Source organism: Streptomyces sp. CLCI03, assembly GCF_053615355.1.
The window spans coordinates 5,819,571-5,837,109 of sequence record NZ_CM132132.1 but is presented as its reverse complement, the minus strand read 5'-3'; the positions used below and the strand labels follow the sequence as shown (position 1 = coordinate 5,837,109).

At 70.9% G+C, this 17,539-nt stretch carries 16 protein-coding genes and 1 riboswitch; of the genes, 3 read left to right on the top strand and 13 right to left on the bottom strand.

Features of this window, described 5'->3' with window-relative positions; genetic code table 11:
- Nucleotides 1–97 precede the first annotated feature (97 nt).
- The 6 genes from ACWG52_RS26915 to ACWG52_RS26890 form a co-directional block, all read right to left on the bottom strand.
- Nucleotides 98–1,240, bottom strand: a complete 1,143-nt coding sequence (locus ACWG52_RS26915; RefSeq protein ID WP_328963659.1) for a glycosyltransferase family 4 protein — start codon at nt 1,238–1,240, stop codon at nt 98–100.
- Between the two features lie 23 nt (nt 1,241–1,263).
- Nucleotides 1,264–2,379, bottom strand: a complete 1,116-nt coding sequence (locus tag ACWG52_RS26910; RefSeq protein WP_389812180.1) for a hypothetical protein — start codon at nt 2,377–2,379, stop codon at nt 1,264–1,266.
- 25 nt (nt 2,380–2,404) lie between these two features.
- Nucleotides 2,405–3,460 carry a C40 family peptidase gene (locus tag ACWG52_RS26905; protein ID WP_389812183.1) on the bottom strand — a complete coding sequence of 352 codons (1,056 nt, stop codon included), beginning with the start codon at nt 3,458–3,460 and terminating at the stop codon, nt 2,405–2,407.
- Between the two features lie 245 nt (nt 3,461–3,705).
- Nucleotides 3,706–4,734 carry a C40 family peptidase gene (locus tag ACWG52_RS26900; RefSeq protein WP_389812185.1) on the bottom strand — a complete coding sequence of 343 codons (1,029 nt, stop codon included), beginning with the start codon at nt 4,732–4,734 and terminating at the stop codon, nt 3,706–3,708.
- Between the two features lie 253 nt (nt 4,735–4,987).
- Nucleotides 4,988–6,352, bottom strand: a complete 1,365-nt coding sequence (locus tag ACWG52_RS26895; protein WP_375943813.1) for an NYN domain-containing protein — start codon at nt 6,350–6,352, stop codon at nt 4,988–4,990.
- 40 nt (nt 6,353–6,392) lie between these two features.
- The gene (locus ACWG52_RS26890) at nt 6,393–6,632 is read right to left on the bottom strand and encodes a hypothetical protein (RefSeq protein ID WP_008738811.1); all 240 of its coding nucleotides are present in this window, start codon (nt 6,630–6,632) and stop codon (nt 6,393–6,395) included.
- Between the two features lie 136 nt (nt 6,633–6,768).
- On the opposite strand from ACWG52_RS26890, the gene ACWG52_RS26885 reads away from it, so the two are divergent.
- Nucleotides 6,769–7,491, top strand: coding sequence for a rhomboid family intramembrane serine protease (locus ACWG52_RS26885; protein WP_037864911.1), 723 nt, complete (start codon nt 6,769–6,771; stop codon nt 7,489–7,491).
- Nucleotides 7,488–7,769, top strand: coding sequence for an Lrp/AsnC family transcriptional regulator (locus ACWG52_RS26880; RefSeq protein WP_030013053.1), 282 nt, complete (start codon nt 7,488–7,490; stop codon nt 7,767–7,769). Before ACWG52_RS26885 ends, ACWG52_RS26880 begins: the two co-directional genes overlap by 4 nt.
- Before the next feature lie 486 nt (nt 7,770–8,255).
- On the opposite strand, the gene ACWG52_RS26875 is transcribed toward ACWG52_RS26880, so the two are convergent.
- The 6 genes from ACWG52_RS26875 to ctaE form a co-directional block, all read right to left on the bottom strand.
- A complete protein-coding gene (locus ACWG52_RS26875; RefSeq protein WP_389812191.1) occupies nt 8,256–9,650 on the bottom strand; it encodes an aminotransferase class V-fold PLP-dependent enzyme in 1,395 nt (464 codons plus the stop codon).
- A gap of 222 nt (nt 9,651–9,872) precedes the next feature.
- Nucleotides 9,873–9,989, bottom strand: a riboswitch (SAM riboswitch).
- A gap of 91 nt (nt 9,990–10,080) precedes the next feature.
- Nucleotides 10,081–11,145 (bottom strand): anthranilate phosphoribosyltransferase, encoded by a 1,065-nt coding sequence (gene trpD / locus ACWG52_RS26870; protein WP_389812194.1) that lies wholly within the window; start codon nt 11,143–11,145, stop codon nt 10,081–10,083.
- Between the two features lie 178 nt (nt 11,146–11,323).
- Entirely contained in the window at nt 11,324–12,949 is a 1,626-nt protein-coding gene (gene qcrB, locus ACWG52_RS26865) for a cytochrome bc1 complex cytochrome b subunit (RefSeq protein ID WP_033221866.1), read from the bottom strand.
- Nucleotides 12,946–14,004 carry a cytochrome bc1 complex Rieske iron-sulfur subunit gene (gene qcrA, locus ACWG52_RS26860; protein ID WP_375944393.1) on the bottom strand — a complete coding sequence of 353 codons (1,059 nt, stop codon included), beginning with the start codon at nt 14,002–14,004 and terminating at the stop codon, nt 12,946–12,948. Before qcrA ends, qcrB begins: the two co-directional genes overlap by 4 nt.
- Nucleotides 14,001–14,810, bottom strand: coding sequence for a cytochrome bc1 complex diheme cytochrome c subunit (gene qcrC, locus ACWG52_RS26855; RefSeq protein ID WP_266597481.1), 810 nt, complete (start codon nt 14,808–14,810; stop codon nt 14,001–14,003). The genes qcrA and qcrC overlap by 4 nt, the downstream gene beginning before the upstream one ends.
- 77 nt (nt 14,811–14,887) lie before the next feature.
- Nucleotides 14,888–15,508: an aa3-type cytochrome oxidase subunit III gene (gene ctaE / locus ACWG52_RS26850; RefSeq protein WP_150257120.1), complete on the bottom strand. Its 621-nt coding sequence runs from the start codon at nt 15,506–15,508 to the stop codon at nt 14,888–14,890.
- Nucleotides 15,509–15,707: 199 nt separating this feature from the next.
- Between ctaE and ACWG52_RS26845 the strand changes: the two genes are divergently transcribed.
- The gene (locus ACWG52_RS26845; RefSeq protein WP_389812199.1) at nt 15,708–16,109 is read left to right on the top strand and encodes a DNA-binding transcriptional response regulator; all 402 of its coding nucleotides are present in this window, start codon (nt 15,708–15,710) and stop codon (nt 16,107–16,109) included.
- 108 nt (nt 16,110–16,217) lie between these two features.
- On the opposite strand, the gene ACWG52_RS26840 is transcribed toward ACWG52_RS26845, so the two are convergent.
- Nucleotides 16,218–17,465: a L,D-transpeptidase gene (locus tag ACWG52_RS26840; protein WP_375944398.1), complete on the bottom strand. Its 1,248-nt coding sequence runs from the start codon at nt 17,463–17,465 to the stop codon at nt 16,218–16,220.
- Nucleotides 17,466–17,539 lie beyond the last annotated feature (74 nt).

Genomic DNA, 17,539 nt, shown 5'->3' with positions numbered 1-17,539 from the left:
CCGCTCCTCAAACGCCGGAGGGGCTGTACATTGCCGGCGTTCGAGGCGCGGGGGTCCGGGGGCAGGGCCCCCGGCAGCGGCGCCGCACCGGCACCGGCTACAGCAGCTCGCGCAGCCGTTCCGCCAGGAGGTCCCAGCGCCACTTCTCCTCGACCCACTCCCGGCCCCGCTCGCCCATCCGGCGACGGAGCTCCGGATCCCGCAGCAGGGTGACGATCCGGTCGGCCGCCTCCTCGGGGGACCCGCCCCGCACGACCCAGCCCGTCTCTCCGTCGAGCACCGCGTCCGGCGCCCCGCCGGAGTCGCCCGCGATCACCGGCAGCCCCGTGGCCGAGGCCTCCAGGTAGACGATGCCGAGCCCCTCCACGTCCAGCCCGCCCCGCCGGGTCCGGCACGGCATGGCGAAGACGTCACCCGCGCCGTAGTGCGCCGCGAGTTCCGACCACGGGACGGCTCCGGTGAAGACCACCGAGTCCGAGACGCCGGTGGAGACGGCCAGCTCCCGCAGGTCCGCCTCGTACGGCCCGCCGCCCACGATCAGCAGCACCGCGTCCGGCACCGCCGCCAGGATCCGCGGCATCGACTCGATCAGCGTGTCCTGCCCCTTGCGCGGCACCAGCCGGGAGACACAGACCACCACCGGCCGGTCCGTCAGCCCGAGCCGGGCCCGGACCTCGGCCCCGCCCGATCCCGGGTGGAAGGTCTTCTCGTCCACCCCCGGCGGGAGTTGCACCATCCGGGCCGCCGCGCGGTCCGTCACCGCCGAGGCGATCCGCGAGCGCGTGTACTCCCCCAGGTAGGTCAGCGTGTCGGTGCCCTCGCCGATCCGGCGCAGCAGCTGCCGCGCGGCCGGCAGCTGGGCCCAGCCCGCCTCGTGCCCGTGGGTGGTCGCCACGATCCGCCGCGCACCCGCCCGCCGCAGCGCGGGGCCCATCAGCCCGAGCGGGGCCGCCGCCCCGAACCACACGGACTCGCAGCCGTGTTCGCGCAGCAGACCGACCGCCCTGCGCGTCACGCGCGGGGTCGGCAGCAGCATCGTCGTACGGTCGCGGATCACCTGGAACGGCTGCTCCGCGTCGAAGGCCGCGGTGGCCTCGCGGCCCTCCGCGCTGTGCTTCCAGGTGGAGGCGTAGACGACGATCCGGTCGGGATCCAGCCGTAGCGCCATGTTGTGCAGGAAGGCCTGGATGCCGCCCGGTCGCGGCGGGAAGTCGTTGGTCACGATCAGCGTCTTGTGCATCGCTGCCAACGTACCGGACGCCCTCAGCGGAACTCCGCCCGCAGGGCCTCCTGCCAGTCCTTCGTCAACGCGTCCGGGTCCACCGCGAGGGCCCCGCGCACCGCCACCGGCCACGGCTCGCGCCCGGCCCTCCCGTACAGGTCCACCAGCGCCGCCTCGCCCCACCTCCCCGCGATCAGCCGGCAGGCCAGCCAGGCGCCCTCGTACGCCCGGGCCAGCGCCTCCGGATCGCCGCCGAAGGCGAAGTCCTCCGCCCCGGGCAACGCGCCCGGCACCTCGCCCCGCCGTACGGCCCGGGCCAGGGCCGGCGCGGCCTGCTCCGGGGTGACCTGGGTGCCGCGGTAGGCCGCCCGGTCCGCGAAGCCCTCGGAGAGCCACAGCGGGGTCGTGGCGGTGGTCGCCGCCCGGGTGGCCACATGGGTGACCTCGTGGGTCAGGATGACCCCGCGACCCGACGGGCTGAGCTGCGCCCACCCCTGCGGGTTCACGACGACCCGGTCGGCGGGGGCGGGGGCCGCGCCCACCCGGCCCGTGGTGACGGCCGCCATGCCCCGGTACTCGGCCGCCGGGCGGCCCAGCAGCTCCGCCATCCGCTCCAGGGAGCCGGGCACCAGCACCACGGCCCGGCCCGCCCAGGGCCCCGGCCAGGCGGCGCTCGCCGCGGGCACCGCCCGGTCGGCCTCCGCCGCGATCGCGGACAGCGTCCCCGCCTCCTGGCCGACCCCCAGCACCAGCGAATGGGCGCCACGGACCACCGCCACCGGGCCCTGGTCCCACAGCTGCGGCAGCGCGCCCGGCGCGGCCCGGTCCCCGGTGACCTGCCAGCGGCCTCCGTCCCGGGTCAGGCGCACCTCGCGCGCCGAGCCGGCCGCGGCCGCGTCGTAGCCGCTCAGCCGGTAGCGCAGCTCGGCCCGTGCGGTGGCGGCGGCGCCGTCGCGCCGGACCGCGGAGACCTCGTACGCCCAGCCCTCCAGCGGGATCCCGGCGAGCGCCGCGGGCGGTGTCCGTGACCAGTCGGCGACGGCGTCCCGGATGTCCCGCTCGGCGCCGTCCCGCGGGGCGGGCGCGCCGCACCCGGCGAGCAGCGCGCTCAGCAGGAGCGGCAGCACGCGTACGAGGGACCGGCGGACGGGGAACATCCGACGATCGTACGCACGGGTGCGCTCAGGGCCGGGTCACCGAGGAGACGGGCATCATCCCGACCGGGTCGTAGCGGACCCGGGCCCCGGGGTACGGGGCGTGCACCACCTGGCCGTTGCCGACGTACATGCCGACGTGGCTGGCGTCCGAGCGGTAGGTCACCAGGTCGCCGGGGCGGGCCTGCGAGAGCGGCACCTGCCGGCCGGCGTGCCGCTGGGCCTGGGAGGTGCGCGGCAGCGAGACCCCGGCCTGCCGGTACGACCAGACCATCAGCCCGGAGCAGTCGAAGCCGGAGGGACCGGTGGAGCCCCACACGTACGGCCGGCCGACCGCGGCGCGGGCCGCCATGACGGCGGTCGCGGCGCGCCCGGAGGACGGGCCGAGGGAGGACAGCTCGGGCAGCCCCTCGGGGCGGCCCCCGGAGCGCGAGGCGCGTTCGTAGTCGGCCCGCTCCCCGGAGGGCATGGCGTTGAGCAGCCGGCGGGCGGCCGCGAGCTTCGCGGTGACGGAGCGCTTGTGCCGGGCCACGTCGGAGCGCAGGGCGTCGAGTTCGGCGAGTTTGCCGGCGGCCTCCCGGCGCTCCTGGCCGAGTTCGCGCTGCTCCTCGCGGAGCTCCTCCAGCTGGCGGGCCTGGCGTCCGGTCAGCCGGTCGAGGGCGGCCGCCCGTTCCAGGTAGGCGTCGGGGTCCTCGGCCAGCATCAGCCCGACGGCGGGGTCGATGCCGCCGCCGCGGTACTGGGCCCCGGCGTAGGTGCCCAGGACGCCCCGCATGGTGTTGATGCGCTCCTGGCCGCGGGCCACCGCGTCCTGGGCCCGGTTGACCTCGACGCGGAGCCGGTCGGCCCTCTCGCCCGCCTCGTTGAAGCGTTCGGTGGCCTGCTCGGCCTCCTCGAAGAGGCGGTCGACCTGGGCGCTGATGCCCGTTCTCGCCCCGCCGCCGGGTTCGTGCGGGAGGCCGGGTGCCGCGCTCGCGGGTACGCCCGTCATGGCGACCGCGGCCGTGGCCGCGGCGGCGGTGAGGACGGTGATCTTCGTGTTCCGGTCGAGGCTGCCGAGCCCGGCCCGGCGATGGGACGCCACGTGAAACCGCTCCCTTCCGCTGCGCGGGGCCCGGGTCCGCCCCCCGTGGACGGCCGTGTGCCGGGTTCCGCGCTGGCAGACAGTAGCGGCGTGACCACACACCGGCCAACGACCGTCGGCGGGCGCACATGCCGACGCCCCGCAGGAGACGCAGGTCACCGGCGGGGCGTGCGGTCAGACGTGGGCCCGGGAATTCGCCCGGATGGGCGGTGTCGGGCGCGTCCCGTACTGCGGGGCGGAGCGGATCAGCCGACGCGGACGCCGAACTGGAACGGCATGTTGTCCATCGACTCGTACTTGACGCCACCGCGCGGGTTCGAGGCGTGCAGCGTCATGTTGTTGCCGGCGTAGAGCCCGACGTGATGCAGGTCCCCGTAGAAGAAGACCAGGTCACCGGGCTGCAGCTGGCTGCGGCTGATGCGCGTGCCGTCGTTCACCTGGGTGTAGGTCACGCGGCTGATGCTGACGTCGGCCTGCGCGTACGCCCACTGCGTCAGCCCGGAGCAGTCGAAGGAGTTGGGGCCCTCGTGCCCCGAGATGTACGCGCTGCCGACCTTGGTCTTCGCGGCCGCGAGGGCGGCTCCCGCACGACCGGAGGCCTTGACGTCGCCGAGGTCGACGCGCTGGCTGTCGGCGCGGCTGGCACGCGTGTCCTCGTCCTTGAGCGCGGCACGCTCCTGCGCCGTAAGGGTGTTGAGGAGGGCCTGGGCGGCGGCGAGCTTCTCGGCGGAGACCTTCTTCTTCTCGCCGAGCTCCTTGCGGGTGGCGTCGAGGTCGGCGAGCTTGCCGGCGGCCTCCTGGCGCTGCTGCGCGAGGGTGCGCTGCTTCTCCTGGATCCGCTGGACCGCCTCGACCTGCTTGCCGCTCAGGTGCTCCAGGGAGGAGGCCTTGTCGAGGTAGCTGTCGGGGTCCTCGGAGAGGAGGAGGGCGAGGGAGGGATCGATGCCGCCGCTGCGGTACTGGGCGCTGGCCATCGAACCGAGCGTGCTGCGCAGCTCGTTGACGTCGCCCTGGCCGCGCGCGACCTGGTCCTGGAGCTGGCCTATCTCCTTCTCGAGCTTGTCCTGGCGCTCCTTGGCGCCGTTGAACTTCTCGGTGGCCTGCTCCGCCTCTTCGTAGAGCGCGTCGACCTGGGCCTTGACCTCGTCCTTGCTCGGCTTCGCCGGCGCGGCGGAGGCGCTCTGGGCGGTGAGGGCGACGGCTGCGGCCGCGACCGAGGTGAGCACGGTCACACGAGCGCGGTTCGGCTGCTTGGGTCGACGGTGGGACGCCACGAAGGCGAGCTCCTTCTTCCTGGGAGCCGCCGAAGAACGCAACTCGGCAGCGCCTTCGCTGCCACCCCGAATGAGTGATCTACCGCACGAAGGTTTGACCAGACCCTAGTGACCCATCTGTGATCAGTTCAAATCCTGCCGGGAAAAAATTCGGTCCCCCACCAGGTTCTTTACCTACAGCGCACGCTCTGTGCAGGGCACTTGACGGTGCGTCCCCCACGAGTCCCATCAATTCGGGCATCAGGGCGAGGAGTTACGAAACGCGCGAAAGCCGCTTCAGCAACAAAGCGGACGTCACGGGCCGTGCGCCCGCCTTGGCCACCCCGTCGGCGACCTCCCGGTCCGTGGAGACCACGACCACCGGCCGGCCGGGCGGCTCCGCACGCACCAACTGGCGGATCAGCTCGTCCGCCGTCACCCCGGCCTTGGAGAACAGCACCCGCACCCCGCGCGGCGGCGCGAGCAGCACCGGGGCCGCCAGCTCCGCCCCGTCGAAGACACAGGTCATCTCCGCGCCCGTCTGCGCGGCCAGCATCGACAGCCCGCCCAGCAGTCGCAGCCGCTGCTTCTCCAGCGGCATCGTCGGATAGCCCGTCTTGGTCACGTTGTACCCGTCGACCACCAGATGGGCCTGGGGCAACGCCAACAACTGGTCCAGCAACGCCGGATCGGTCTCCGACAGGGCCCGGGCCGCGATGTCCTTCGGCGTCATCCGGCCCGGCTCCACCGCGTCCACGGTGTCGGCCGGCCGGGTGTTCACCGGCGGCAGCGCCAGCTCGCGGCGCAACCCCTGCGCCGCGTCCAGCACCGTGTCCAGCAGCAGTCGCAGCCGCATGTCCTCGATGCTGCGCCCCTCACGGGTGGCCCGGCGCGAGGTCTCCAGCGCCGTCTCCACCTCCGCGAGACGGGACTTGAGCCGCCGGGACTCGCTCTCGGCGGCGGCCACCCGGGCAGCCGCGTCACCGCGGATCCCGTCGATCTCCGCATTCACCTTGCGCAGGGCCGCATCACCCCGCTTGACGTCACTGAGAGCACTGCGCAGCTTGCGCTGAAGCGATTCCGCTTCCTTGCGGGCCGCGTCCAGTTCGACCCGGACCTGCTCCCCGCCCGTGCGCTGCAGCTCCCGCGCGTGGGCCAGCTCCTCGCGCAGCCGCTCCAGCTCGCGCCGGGTCTCCTCGCCCACCCGCTCGGCGTCGGCGCGCTGCGCCTCCTCGCCCGCGGCGGCCACCAGCTTGACCCAACCGGCCGGCCGCAGGACGAACGCGGCGGCCGCCACGTCCAGCGGATCCGCGGCGGCCGGGGGCGCGCCGGCCTCCAGCGCGGCGGCCAGATCGGCCTGCGCCTCGCGCAGCTTCTCGGCGACCCTGCTACGGAACACGGCGTCGGTCTCGACCGCCGCGGCCATGGCGTTGCCCGCGAACTTGGCGCGCCGGGTCGGGGTGAAACGGGCGTACTGGCGCAGCTGCGCCGGGAGGTCCGCGACCGTCAGTCCGCCGAAGGCGTCCGAGACGAGCGCGACGACCCGACGCCGCACGCCTTCCGGCAGCGGGTGGTCGAGCGCCTCGGCGGCGTCGCCGGCCGCGTCGGCCGGCTCAGCGCCGCTTGCTGGCTCCACAATCCGTCACCCCTACCGTGATCTTCCTGTGGGTGCGTCTCCGTCAGGAGTCCGCGCCCGGCCTGTCCACGAGTTCGATCTGGTCCACCGCGTTGCACCAGCGACAGCGGACCGACTCGATGGTCTCATTGACCACCTCGCGTTCCTCGACCTTGGGCTCCCCGGCGAGGTCCAGGTGGACGTACTCCACGACCTTCGACGAACGGGTCACATCGAAGCGCGTGAGGTTGCCGCACAGGGTGCAGCGCCACCGGGTGGTGTCGGTCGGCAGGGGAACCGTCATCAGGCCGCTCTCTCCTTCGTAGCTGATTCAATTAAAGCCGTCCGCGCCGCCGTATGCGTCGTCCTGCGGACCGCAGCTCGTAACCCTACGGCCTGCCACCGCTTCAGGTGGGTCCCCTTACGTCATGCTCTGTCACATGATCGTAAAGTGGCGGGCCGTTCGCGAGGCCGCCCGGGGACCGGTGGTCACCCATGCGCTGATCGCGGGCTGCGCCGTGGTGTTCGTTCTCGGCCCCGCCTCGGGGCTCAACCCGGCCTACGGGACGGGGGATGAGCTGCTGTCCGCCGGGACGGCCTACTTCCGACGCTGGGGCGTGGTCCCGGACGAACTGTTCACGGGCACCCCCCGGGCCTGGCTGACCCCGCTGACGGCCCTGTTCGTCCACGGCAGCTGGCTGCACCTGCTGGGGAACATGCTGTTCCTCCACGTCTTCGGTGCGATGGCGGAGGAACGGATGGGCCGCCCGGCGTTCCTCGGCTTCTACCTCTGCACGGGCTACCTGGCGATGGCGGCGTACGCGGCGGCCAACGCGGGCTCCCCGCAAACGCTGGTCGGCGCCTCCGGCGCCATCTCGGCCGTCCTGGGCGCGTTCCTCTTCCTGCTCCCGCGGGCGAGGGTGACGAGCCTGTTCCCGTTCCTCTTCTTCCTGCCGTTGCGGTTCCCGGCGTGGATCGTGCTGCTGTTCTGGTTCGCCCTCCAATGGGTGGCGGCACAGCGGGCCGGCAGCGGGCCGGGGGTCGCCTATCTGGCCCATCTGGTGGGCTTCTCGCTCGGCTTCCTCTACGCGTGGGCCCGATATCGGGGTACGACTAGAGTGAGACGACCAGCGACGGCCACCGAGGGAGACAGCCAGCCGTGATCACCGCGATCGTGCTCATCAAGACCAGCGTGGACCGGATCCCCGAGATCGCCGAGTCCATCGCCGCCCTCGAGAACGTCAGCGAGGTCTACTCCGTCACGGGGACGTACGACCTGATCGCGCTGGTCCGCGTGGCCCGCCACGAGAACCTGGCGGACATCATCCCCGGCCGCATCAGCAAGATCCCGGGCGTCGAGGCGACGGACACGCACGTGGCCTTCCGCACGTACTCCCAGCACGACCTGGAAGCGGCGTTCGCGATCGGCCTGGACGCGTAACGCCTCCGGCGCGGTCTGCCGGGACCCTGCGGTGTTCAGCTGGACTCGGGCTGCGCCCGGCGCCGCGCCTCAAACGCCGGCGAGGCTTGATGTGCGGGCCCGTGTCTCGGTAGGTGTCGGGGTGGGGGGCCGGGGTGGGGTGTCTCCTCGGCTCGCGCCTTACGGGCATGTCTCGGCTGTCGGGCGGGGTTGCGCGCTCGTCCTGCGGGGACACCCCACCCCGTCCCCCCACCCCTCCGGCCGTACCGTCGAAGCCCCGGCGTGGGGCGGGGACACGCAGGAGGGTCCCCGCAGGACGAGGCGTCACCACGGCCGCCTTGCCGAGACCCCCCGCACGCGCCGAGCCGAGGAGACCCTCCTGCGGGGCCCCGCACCACCCACACCCCCCAGCCCCGCCGGCGATTGAGGCGCCGCCCCGGGCGCAGCCCGAGCCCGGCTGAACACCACCGAGCCGCCCGCAGGGCATCCGGCAGGCCGACCCGAGCCTCACACCACCGCGCCGCCCCGCAGGGGAACGCAGCGGCCTTCCTCCGTGCGGTACTGCCACTTGGCTCCGGAGGTGACCAGTTCCTTCACCGCGTCGACGAAGCGGTCGACGTGCTCGTCCGGGGTGCCGGCGCCGAAGCTGACGCGGATCGCGTTCAGGGAGCGCTCCCCCGGCGCCGCCTCGGGGGCTCCGCATTCGCCCTGGGCCTGCGGCTCGCTGCCGAGCAGGGTCCGTACCAGCGGGTGGGCGCAGAACAGGCCGTCGCGGACGCCGATCCCGTACTCGGCGGACAGCGCGGCGGCGAAGTGGGAGCTGTTCCAGCCGTCCACGACGAAGGAGATGACGCCGACGCGCGGGGCGTCGTCCCCGAAGAGGGAGAGGATCCGGACCTCGGGAACCTCCGCCAGGCCCGACCGGACCTTCGTGATGAGCTGCTGCTCGCGGGCGACGAGGTTCTCGAAGCCGGCCTCGGTCAGGGCCTTGCAGGCCGAGGCGATGGAGTAGACGCCGATGACGTTCGGGGAACCGGCCTCGTGGCGGGCGGCCGTGGTGTGCCACTCGACGTCCACGCCGCCGTCCTCGCGCCGGGCCACCTTGCGGGAGGCGCCGCCGCCGGCGAGGTAGGGCTGGGCGTCCTGGAGCCAGTCGGCGCGGCCCGCGAGGACGCCCGAGCCGAAGGGCGCGTAGAGCTTGTGTCCGGAGAAGGCGACCCAGTCGACGTCCAGTTCCTGCACGGAGACGGGGTGGTGCGGGGCCAGTTGGGCGGCGTCCAGGACGATGCGGGCGCCGTGGGCGTGCGCGGCGGCGGCGAGTTCCTTGACGGGCCACAGCTCGCCGGTGACGTTGGAGGCGCCGGTGACGCAGACCAGGGCGGGGCCGTAGGGGTCGCGGTCGGCGAGGGCCCGCTCCAGGGTGGCGACGGCTTCGGCCGGGGTGCGCGGGGCGTTGAGGTAGGTGACCCGTGCGTCGACCCAGGGCAGCAGGGAGGCGTGGTGCTCGGTCTCGAAGACGAACACCTGGCAGTCGGCGGGGAGTACGGCGGCGAGCAGGTTCAGCGAGTCGGTCGTGGAGCGGGTGAAGACGACCTGGTCGGTGGGGCGGCAGTCGAGGAACTCGGCGACGGTGACGCGGCTCTGCTCGAAGAGGTCGGTGGAGAGCTGCGAGAGGTATCCGGCGCCGCGGTGCACGCTGCCGTAGTAGGGGGCGTACGCGGCGACGTCGTCCCAGACGCGCTGCAGGGCGGGGGCGCTGGCCGCGTAGTCGAGGGCCGCGTAGGTGACCTCGCCGCCGGTGACGAGGGGGACGGTGACGTCCCGGCCGAGGACGGCGAGCGGCTCGGCACAGGCGGGGTCGACGGTGGCGGTGGCGACGGCGGTGTTCAGGGATGCGGACATGGCGGTATCTCCCGGCAGGCAGGGCTGAATGGCTTCGGTGTGCCCGTACGCGGGTACGGCGCTGCGGCCGTCCGGGGTACGGGAAGGTCCTCGGTCCGCGCGGGGCGGGGGTACACGGAAGTGACCCTGATCCGAGGGTGAAGTAGGGGCGGAGTCGCCCTATCGCATTCGCTTGCTCACGGAAAAAGCTCCTCGAGAAGACCAGGACCCCTGGTGTCGAGGGATCCGCGCTTGCCGTAGGCCTTGCTGCCTACGACCTGGTCATCACCCGGGGCACCCCGCCACGGAAGGAGGGTTGCCGGACAGCAAGCCGGGGCCTAAACGCTGTCACTCGTGACCTGGTCAGCATCCTGCCACAAGATCGCCCGAAGGCAAGACCCCGGTCCGAATGGCGGACCGGGGTCGTCGCTTTCGCGCCGTTCTCGTGCGGCTACGCGTTGCTGGCGGTGACCCAGCGCTCCAGGGCGGCCCGCGCCGCGCCCGAGTCGATGGACTGGGCCGCTCGGGCGATACCGGCCGTGAGCTGCTCCTCCAGGCTGCCGGGGCCGGGGTCGAGGGCGACCAGGGCGGCCGCCGAGTTGAGCAGTACGGCGTCGCGGACCGGGCCGGTCTCGCCGGCCAGCAGGCGGCGGGCCACGTCCGCGTTGTACGAGGGGTCCCCGCCGGCCAGGGCGGAGACGCCGACCAGGGGGATGCCCACGTCACGGGGGTCGAAGGCCTGCTCGGAGACCTTGCCGTCGCGGACCCACCAGACGCGTGAGGTCGAGGTGGTGCTCAGTTCGTCCAGGCCGTCGTCGCCGCGGAAGACCAGCGCGGAGGAGCCCCGTGAGGCGAGCACGCCCGCGACGATGGGGGCCATCCGGGGGTCGGCCACGCCCGAGGCCTGGGCGCGTACCCGGGCCGGGTTGGTCAGCGGGCCGAGGACGTTGAAGGTGGTGCGGATGCCGAGTTCCTTGCGGGCCGCCGCGACGTGGCGCAGGGCCGGGTGGAACTTGACCGCGAAGCAGAAGGTGATGCCCGCTTCCTCGGCGACCTCCGCGACGCGCGCCGTGCCGAGGTCGAGGTTGACGCCGAGCTTCTCCAGGACGTCGGAGGAGCCGCTCGCGGAGGACGCGGCCCGGTTTCCGTGCTTGACGACCTTGGCGCCGGTACCGGCGACCACGATCGCCGACATCGTGGAGATGTTCACCGTTTTGGCCCCGTCGCCACCGGTGCCGACGATGTCGACCGTGCGGCCGGGTACCTCGATCAGGTTGGCGTGCGCGTACATCGCCCGTACGAGGCCGTTGATCTCCTCGACGGTCTCCCCCTTGGCCCGCAGCGCGACCATGAAGCCGGCGATCTGGGCGTCGGTGGCTTCTCCGCGCATGATCCGGTCCATGGCCCAGGCGGTGTCCTCGGCGGTCAGGTCCTGGCCGGTCAGCAGAGCGTCGAGAACGCCCGGCCAGCCACGGGCCGCCACGCTGTCGCCGCCTGCCGGGGTCGCAACGTTCATGGTCCGCTCCTGCTGTCGGTGGGCCGTCCTCATGCTCTGGCGCCACGTCTGATCCGTCAGGGTTCAGCCTATCCAGCCCCGGTTACGGCAAAGAGCCCCGTCCAGACACTGGACGGGGCTCTCGCCGTGGCGACACCAGGACTGACCGAAATCAATCCCTCATGCGTTCATTCGGGGATCAGTGGTGGCCGTGGCCGGACTGGATCTCCTTGTATTCCTCCACCGTGGGCTTCGGAATCTGGTTGTTCTCACCGTAGAAGCCCTGGCTGAGCTTCGCGCGCAGCTTCTCGGTGGCCTTCACCTTGCGCTCGACACCGTTCTCGTCGACCGTCGGGCCGATCTCGATCGGCTTGTACTGCTCGTGCGCCGTGAGCTTGTGCAGCTGGCCCGCCGGGAGCGGCTCGTGGACCTCGACGAACTCACCGTGCGGCAGACGCTTGATGATGCCGGTCTCGCGACCGTGCAGCACCTTGTCGTGGTCCCGGCGCTGGAGGCCGAGGCAGATCCGCTTGGTGACGATGAACGCCAGCACCGGGACGACGAAGAAGCCGATCCGGACGAACCACGTGATCGAGTTGATCGACAGGTGGAAGTACTGGGCGAACATGTCGTTGCCGCCGCCGATGAGGAGCACGATGTACTCCGCGATCCAGGCGACACCGAAGGCGGTGCGGGTCGGGACGTTGCGCGGGCGGTCCAGGATGTGGTGCTCGCGCTTGTCCCCGGTGACCCAGGACTCGATGAAGGGCCAGACGGCGATCGCGCCGAGGACCAGCGGGAAGAGCAGCAGCGGGATGAACACGCCCAGGACGAGCGTGTGGCCCCACAGGTTGATCTCCCAGCCGGGCATGGCTCGGATCAGGCCTTCCGGCATACCCATGTACCAGTCGGGCTGCGCACCGGTGGACACGTGGTCCGGGCGGTACGGGCCGAGCGCCCAGATCGGGTTGATCGTGGCGATGGCGGCGACGGCCGAGATGACACCGAAGACCAGGAAGAAGAAGCCTCCGGCCTTGGCCATGTAGACCGGCAGCAGCGGCATGCCGACGACGTTGTTGTTCGTCTTGCCGGGGCCCGCGAACTGGGTGTGCTTGTGGTAGAAGACCAGGATCAGGTGGGCCACGAGCAGGCCCATCATGATCCCGGGCAGCAGCAGGATGTGCACCGAGTAGAACCGTGCGACGAAGTCGCCGCCCGGGAACTCCCCGCCGAACAGGAACATCGACAGGTAGGTGCCGACGACCGGGACGGACAGGATGGCGCCCTGCATGAAGCGGACACCGGTACCCGAGAGCAGGTCGTCCGGCAGCGAGTAACCGGTGAAGCCGGTGAACATGCCGAGGACCAGCAGCAGGAAGCCGAAGATCCAGTTGACCTCACGGGGCTTGCGGAACGCGCCGGTGAAGAAGACGCGCATCATGTGCACGATCATCGCCGCGACGAAGATCAGCGCCGCCCAGTGGTGGATCTGACGGATCAGCAGGCCACCGCGGACGTCGAAGCTGATGTCCAGCGTCGAGGCGAAGGCCTCGGACATCATGACGCCCTGCATCGGCACGTACGAGCCGTGGTACACGACCTCGTTCATGCTCGGGTGGAAGAACAGCGTCAGGTACACACCCGTGAGGATGATGATGATGAAGCTGTAGAGGCAGATCTCACCCAGCATGAAGGACCAGTGGTCCGGGAAGATCTTGCGCATGTTGGCCTTGGCCAGGCCGTAGATGCCCAGGCGGCCGTCCGCCCAGTCCGCTACGCGCTCGCCGGCCGGCGCTTTGCGCTGGTTGTTGTCGCTGGTGCTCATCCGCGCTCCCAGAATGCAGGACCGACGGGCTCTTCGAAGTCGCCGAGCGCTTCGAGGAAGCCTTCGTCATTCACGCCGATCCGCAGCTGCGGAAGCGCGTGACCGGCCGGGCCGAAGATGACACGGGCGCCGTCGGAGAGGTCGAAGGTGGACTGGTGGCACGGGCAGAGCACGTGGTGCGTCTGCTGCTCGTACAGGCTGATCGGGCAGCCGACGTGGGTGCAGATCTTGGAGTAGGCCACGATCCCGTCGTGGGACCACTCCAGTTCCTTCTTGTCCTTGATGTCGTCCGGCTGGATACGGACGATCATCAGGGCGGCCTTGGCGATCTGGACCTGGAAGTCGTGCTGCTCCTCCTCCAGGCCTTCCGGCCTGGCGAAGGTCAGCGACCCGACGAGCACGTCCTCGGGACGCAGCGGCTCGTTCGTGTTGTCGTTGATGAGCAGCTTGCCCTTGGCCCAAACGGTCTTGCGCAGCTTCTCCTCGGGCAGCGGGCCCAGGTCGCGCAGCAGCATGACGCCGGCGAGCGGCACCATGGCCAGCGCGCCCAGCATCGTGTTGCGGATCAGGGGCCGCCGGCCGATGCCGGACTCGTTGGCGCCGTCGGCGAAGTCCTGCAGGACCTGCGCCTTGACCTCCGGCGGAGCGGCGATCTCGTGGCGCTCGGCGGCGACCTCGACGTCGGACATCAGGGTGCGGGCCCAGTGGACCGCGCCCGCGCCGATGCAGAAGAGGGCCACGCCCAGGGTCAGGCCCAGGGAGAAGTTGAGCGCGCTGACCTTCCCGATGGGGAAGATGTAGACGATCTTGTCGACCGGGAAGATCACGTAGGACGCGATGAAGCCGATCGTCGCCAGCATCGACACCGTGAAGAGCATCGCGACGGTGCGCTCGGAGCGCTTGGCCGCCCGCTCGTCGATGTCCTGGATACGGGGCTTGTGGACCGGCAGGCCCGGGTCGGCGAACGGGTCGTCCGCGACCGCTACGCCACCGTGGTGGGCGTCGCCCTGCTCGCTCGGCAGGTGCTTCTCTTCGGGAATCTCTTGGCTACTCATGACTTCTTGGCCTTAGCGGTGTGGGCCGCGACCCAGACGGCGACAGCGATCAGCGCACCCAGGGCGAAGATCCAGCCGAACAGACCCTCGGAGACGGGGCCGAGGCCACCGAGCTTCAGGCCGCCGGGGCTGGTCGACTTCTCGCCGTTGACGTTCTGGAGGTACGCGATGATGTCCTTCTTCTGCTTCTCCGGCATGGTGCTGTCGGGGAAGGAGGGCATGTTCTGCGGGCCGGTCTGCATGGCCTCGTAGATGTGCTTCGGCGAGACGTCCTCAAGGTTCGGGGCGTACTTGCCGTTCGTCAGCGCGCCGCCTTCGCCGGTGAAGTTGTGGCACTGCGCGCAGTTGTTGCGGAAGAGCTCACCACCATTGGCGATGTCGGCGCCCGCCGGGTCGTACTGCTTCGCGGTCGGCGTGATCGGACCGGCGCCGAGCGACGCGATGTACGCGGCCAGCTGGTCGATCTGCGCCTGGTCGTAGATGACGGGCTTCTTCGGCACCTGGGCGCCGGGCTGCTGGGCGGGCATGCGGCCCGTGCTCACCTGGAAGTCGACGGCCGCGGAGCCGACGCCGACCAGGCTCGGGCCGTCAGAGGAACCCTGACCGCCGGTTCCGTGGCAGCTTGCGCAACCCACGGCGTAGAGCTTCTTGCCCTCCTCGATGGCGAGGGACTGGGCGGTTTCATCGGCCTGCGCCTTGCCCGCGGGGGCGAAGGCGGCGTACAGCCCCCCAGTGGCCGCCAGCGCGAGGAGTAGAACGACGACCGCCGCCAGCGGATGGCGTCGTCGTGCGGAGAGCTTTTTCACGGATTACCCCGGTGTCAGGATCTTCTGCGTCGGTGTGTCTGGATGGAGTGCCGGGTCTTCGCCCGGTGACGTGTTCGCTACTTGATCAGGTAGATCGTCGCGAAGAGGCCGATCCAGACGACGTCGACGAAGTGCCAGTAGTAGGACACGACGATGGCCGACGTGGCCTGTTCGTGGGTGAACCTCTTGGCCGCGTACGTCCGGCCGAGGACCAGCAGGAAGGCGATGAGACCGCCCGTCACGTGCAGCCCGTGGAAGCCGGTGGTCAGGTAGAACACCGAGCCGTACGGGTTGGACGAGAGGGACAGGCCCTCATGCTTGACCAGCTCGGTGTACTCGAACACCTGGCCGCCAATGAAGATCGCACCCATGACGAACGTGATGATGAACCACGTCCTGAGCTTCTTCACGTCACCGCGCTCGGCGGCGAATACGCCGAGCTGGCAGGTGAGCGAGGAGAGCACCAGGATCGTGGTGTTCGTCGCCGAGAAGGGCAGATTCAGGGCGTCGGCCTGTTCTGTCCAGAACTCGGGACCCATCACGGATCGCAGGGTGAAGTACATCGCGAAGAGGGCCGCGAAGAACATCAGCTCGGAACTCAACCAGATGATGGTTCCGACGCTGACGAGGTTCGGCCGGTTGACCGTCGGGTGCGCGTGCCCGGTATCTACTGTCGTTGCTGTCGCCACGACCGACATTATGTCGGTCGCTTATCCCGCCCTCACCCCGGGGGGTGCCGTTCGGAGTGTCAGGGGCGTGTGCAAGGCCCGAACGGCCCATCAGATGAGCCCTGCGCGCGGTCACCTGCGACATGTTCGAACCGATGTTGACGACGCACCGGGAGGAGTAGCATCCCGCGCAACATCAACGTGATTCACGGCCACGTGGAGGAACGAAATGCGGGCGACTGCGCGGGTTCTGGTCTACAGCGACGACGCGGGCACCCGGGAGCAGGTGCGGCTGGCGGCGGGACGCAGGCCCGCCGCGGACCTGCCGCCGGTGGAGTTCCTGGAGTGCGCGACACTGCCGGCGGTCCTGTCGGCGCTGGACGCCGGCGGTATCGACGTGTGCGTGCTGGACGGCGAGGCGGTTCCGGCCGGGGGCATGGGTGTGTGCCGGCAGATCAAGGACGAGATCTTCCGGTGTCCGCCGGTGCTGCTGCTGATGGGGCGGCCGCAGGACGCCTGGCTGGCCACGTGGAGCCGCGCGGACGCGGCCGTGACCCTTCCGGTGGACCCGGTGCAGTTCGCGGAGACCCTGGCGGGCCTTCTGAGGCCCCGTCTGTCCCTGGACGCCTGATCCGTCCTACGGGGCCCCACGTGCCCCGCAGAGGGCCTTTCGGGTGAACAGTGGCCGGGATTCTCCCCCCGGACGGCGTCCGGGGGGAGAGGCCGGGCCGCAGACCACCTAGACGGTGGGGCGCAGGCGGGCCTGGTCGACCGGACTACGGCCTTCCTCGGTGCCCTTGAGCAGGGCGCTGCCCTGGCGCCAGTCCTTCCAGTCCATGTTCCAGTCGCCGAAGCCGTTGCCGAAGACGTCCATGTCGTCGCCGATGCTGTTGATCACCTTGACGATGTCGCCCTCGGTGATGTTCTCGTAGAACCAGGCGGCGTTGCCGGTGCTCATGCCCGTGCAGCCGTGGCTGACGTTCTCGTAGCCCTGGGAGCCGACGGACCACGGCGCGGCGTGGACGTATTCACCACTCCAGGTGACGCGGGTGGCGTAGTAGACGGGCAGGTTGTAGTACTCGCTGCCGCCGATGCCGACGGTGTCGCCGCGCATCTGTACGAAGTACTGCTTGCCCAGCACCACCTTGATGCCGTTGCGGGTGGAGAAGCCGGGCTTTCCGGTGGTCACCGGAATGGTGTTGATCACTTCTCCGTTGCGCTTGAACGTGAGGTAGTGCGAGGAGGCGTCGGTGGTGACCTCGACCCGGTCCCCGATCTCCAGCTTCAGCGGCTTGGCGACGGCTCCGTGGAGCTCGTCGGTGATCCGGACGCCCTCCAGGTTGCTCCGTACGGAGACGGCGGAGTGGGCGGGCCAGTAGTCCTTGGGCCGGTAGTGGAGGTTCTTGTCGTCCACCCAGTGCCAGGCTCCCTCGACTCCGGGCGGGGCGTCGACGACGAGGCCCCGTTCCACGATGGCGCGGGCGGCCTTGTCCTTGACGGGCTCGCTGAGTTCGGCGGTGATGGGCTGTCCGACGCCGTACTTGCCCTCGTCCGGGCCGAATTCGACCTTCAGGATCCCCTTGGACGGGGTGGTGTCGAAGGTGAGCGTGCGCTGCCCGGGGGCGCCCCGCTCGTCCTCGGTGCTCACGGTGACCGTGTAGCGGACGCCTGAGGCCATCGGGGTGGTGCTGTGCCAGCGGTCCCCCTTGGCGCTCAGTTCGCCCGCCAGGCGGCGGCCGTGGGTGTCCACGGCCAACACATCGGTGATCCGGCCGCCACCGCTCTTGGCGGTGATCTCCAGGGGCCGGTCGGGGTCCACGGGGCGGCTGCCGGCCCGCTGGTTGAAGGCGACCTGCTCACCCGCGTCGTACGGGCGGGCTGACAGCGGGTTCTTGTCGCCGGACCCGCATGCGGTGGCGCCGGCCCCGAGGGACGCGACCAGCAGGGAGCAGCTGAGTACCGTCCAAAGACGCGGTGAGTGCTTCATGGATCCAACGCTATGAAGATATGACAATTACGGCGCGCGGGGTGACTGCAAACGAGGGGCCCGGGCTCCTCCCG

Coding starts and splice junctions, on each gene's coding strand:
- ACWG52_RS26915 (WP_328963659.1), bottom strand. CDS start 1,240: ATGCACAAGACGCTGATCGTGACCAACGACTTCCCGCCGCGACCGGGC.
- ACWG52_RS26910 (WP_389812180.1), bottom strand. CDS start 2,379: ATGTTCCCCGTCCGCCGGTCCCTCGTACGCGTGCTGCCGCTCCTGCTG.
- ACWG52_RS26890 (WP_008738811.1), bottom strand. CDS start 6,632: ATGACGGTTCCCCTGCCGACCGACACCACCCGGTGGCGCTGCACCCTG.
- ACWG52_RS26885 (WP_037864911.1), top strand. CDS start 6,769: ATGATCGTAAAGTGGCGGGCCGTTCGCGAGGCCGCCCGGGGACCGGTG.
- ACWG52_RS26875 (WP_389812191.1), bottom strand. CDS start 9,650: ATGTCCGCATCCCTGAACACCGCCGTCGCCACCGCCACCGTCGACCCC.
- trpD (WP_389812194.1), bottom strand. CDS start 11,145: ATGAACGTTGCGACCCCGGCAGGCGGCGACAGCGTGGCGGCCCGTGGC.
- qcrB (WP_033221866.1), bottom strand. CDS start 12,949: ATGAGCACCAGCGACAACAACCAGCGCAAAGCGCCGGCCGGCGAGCGC.
- qcrA (WP_375944393.1), bottom strand. CDS start 14,004: ATGAGTAGCCAAGAGATTCCCGAAGAGAAGCACCTGCCGAGCGAGCAG.
- ctaE (WP_150257120.1), bottom strand. CDS start 15,508: ATGTCGGTCGTGGCGACAGCAACGACAGTAGATACCGGGCACGCGCAC.
- ACWG52_RS26845 (WP_389812199.1), top strand. CDS start 15,708: ATGCGGGCGACTGCGCGGGTTCTGGTCTACAGCGACGACGCGGGCACC.
- ACWG52_RS26840 (WP_375944398.1), bottom strand. CDS start 17,465: ATGAAGCACTCACCGCGTCTTTGGACGGTACTCAGCTGCTCCCTGCTG.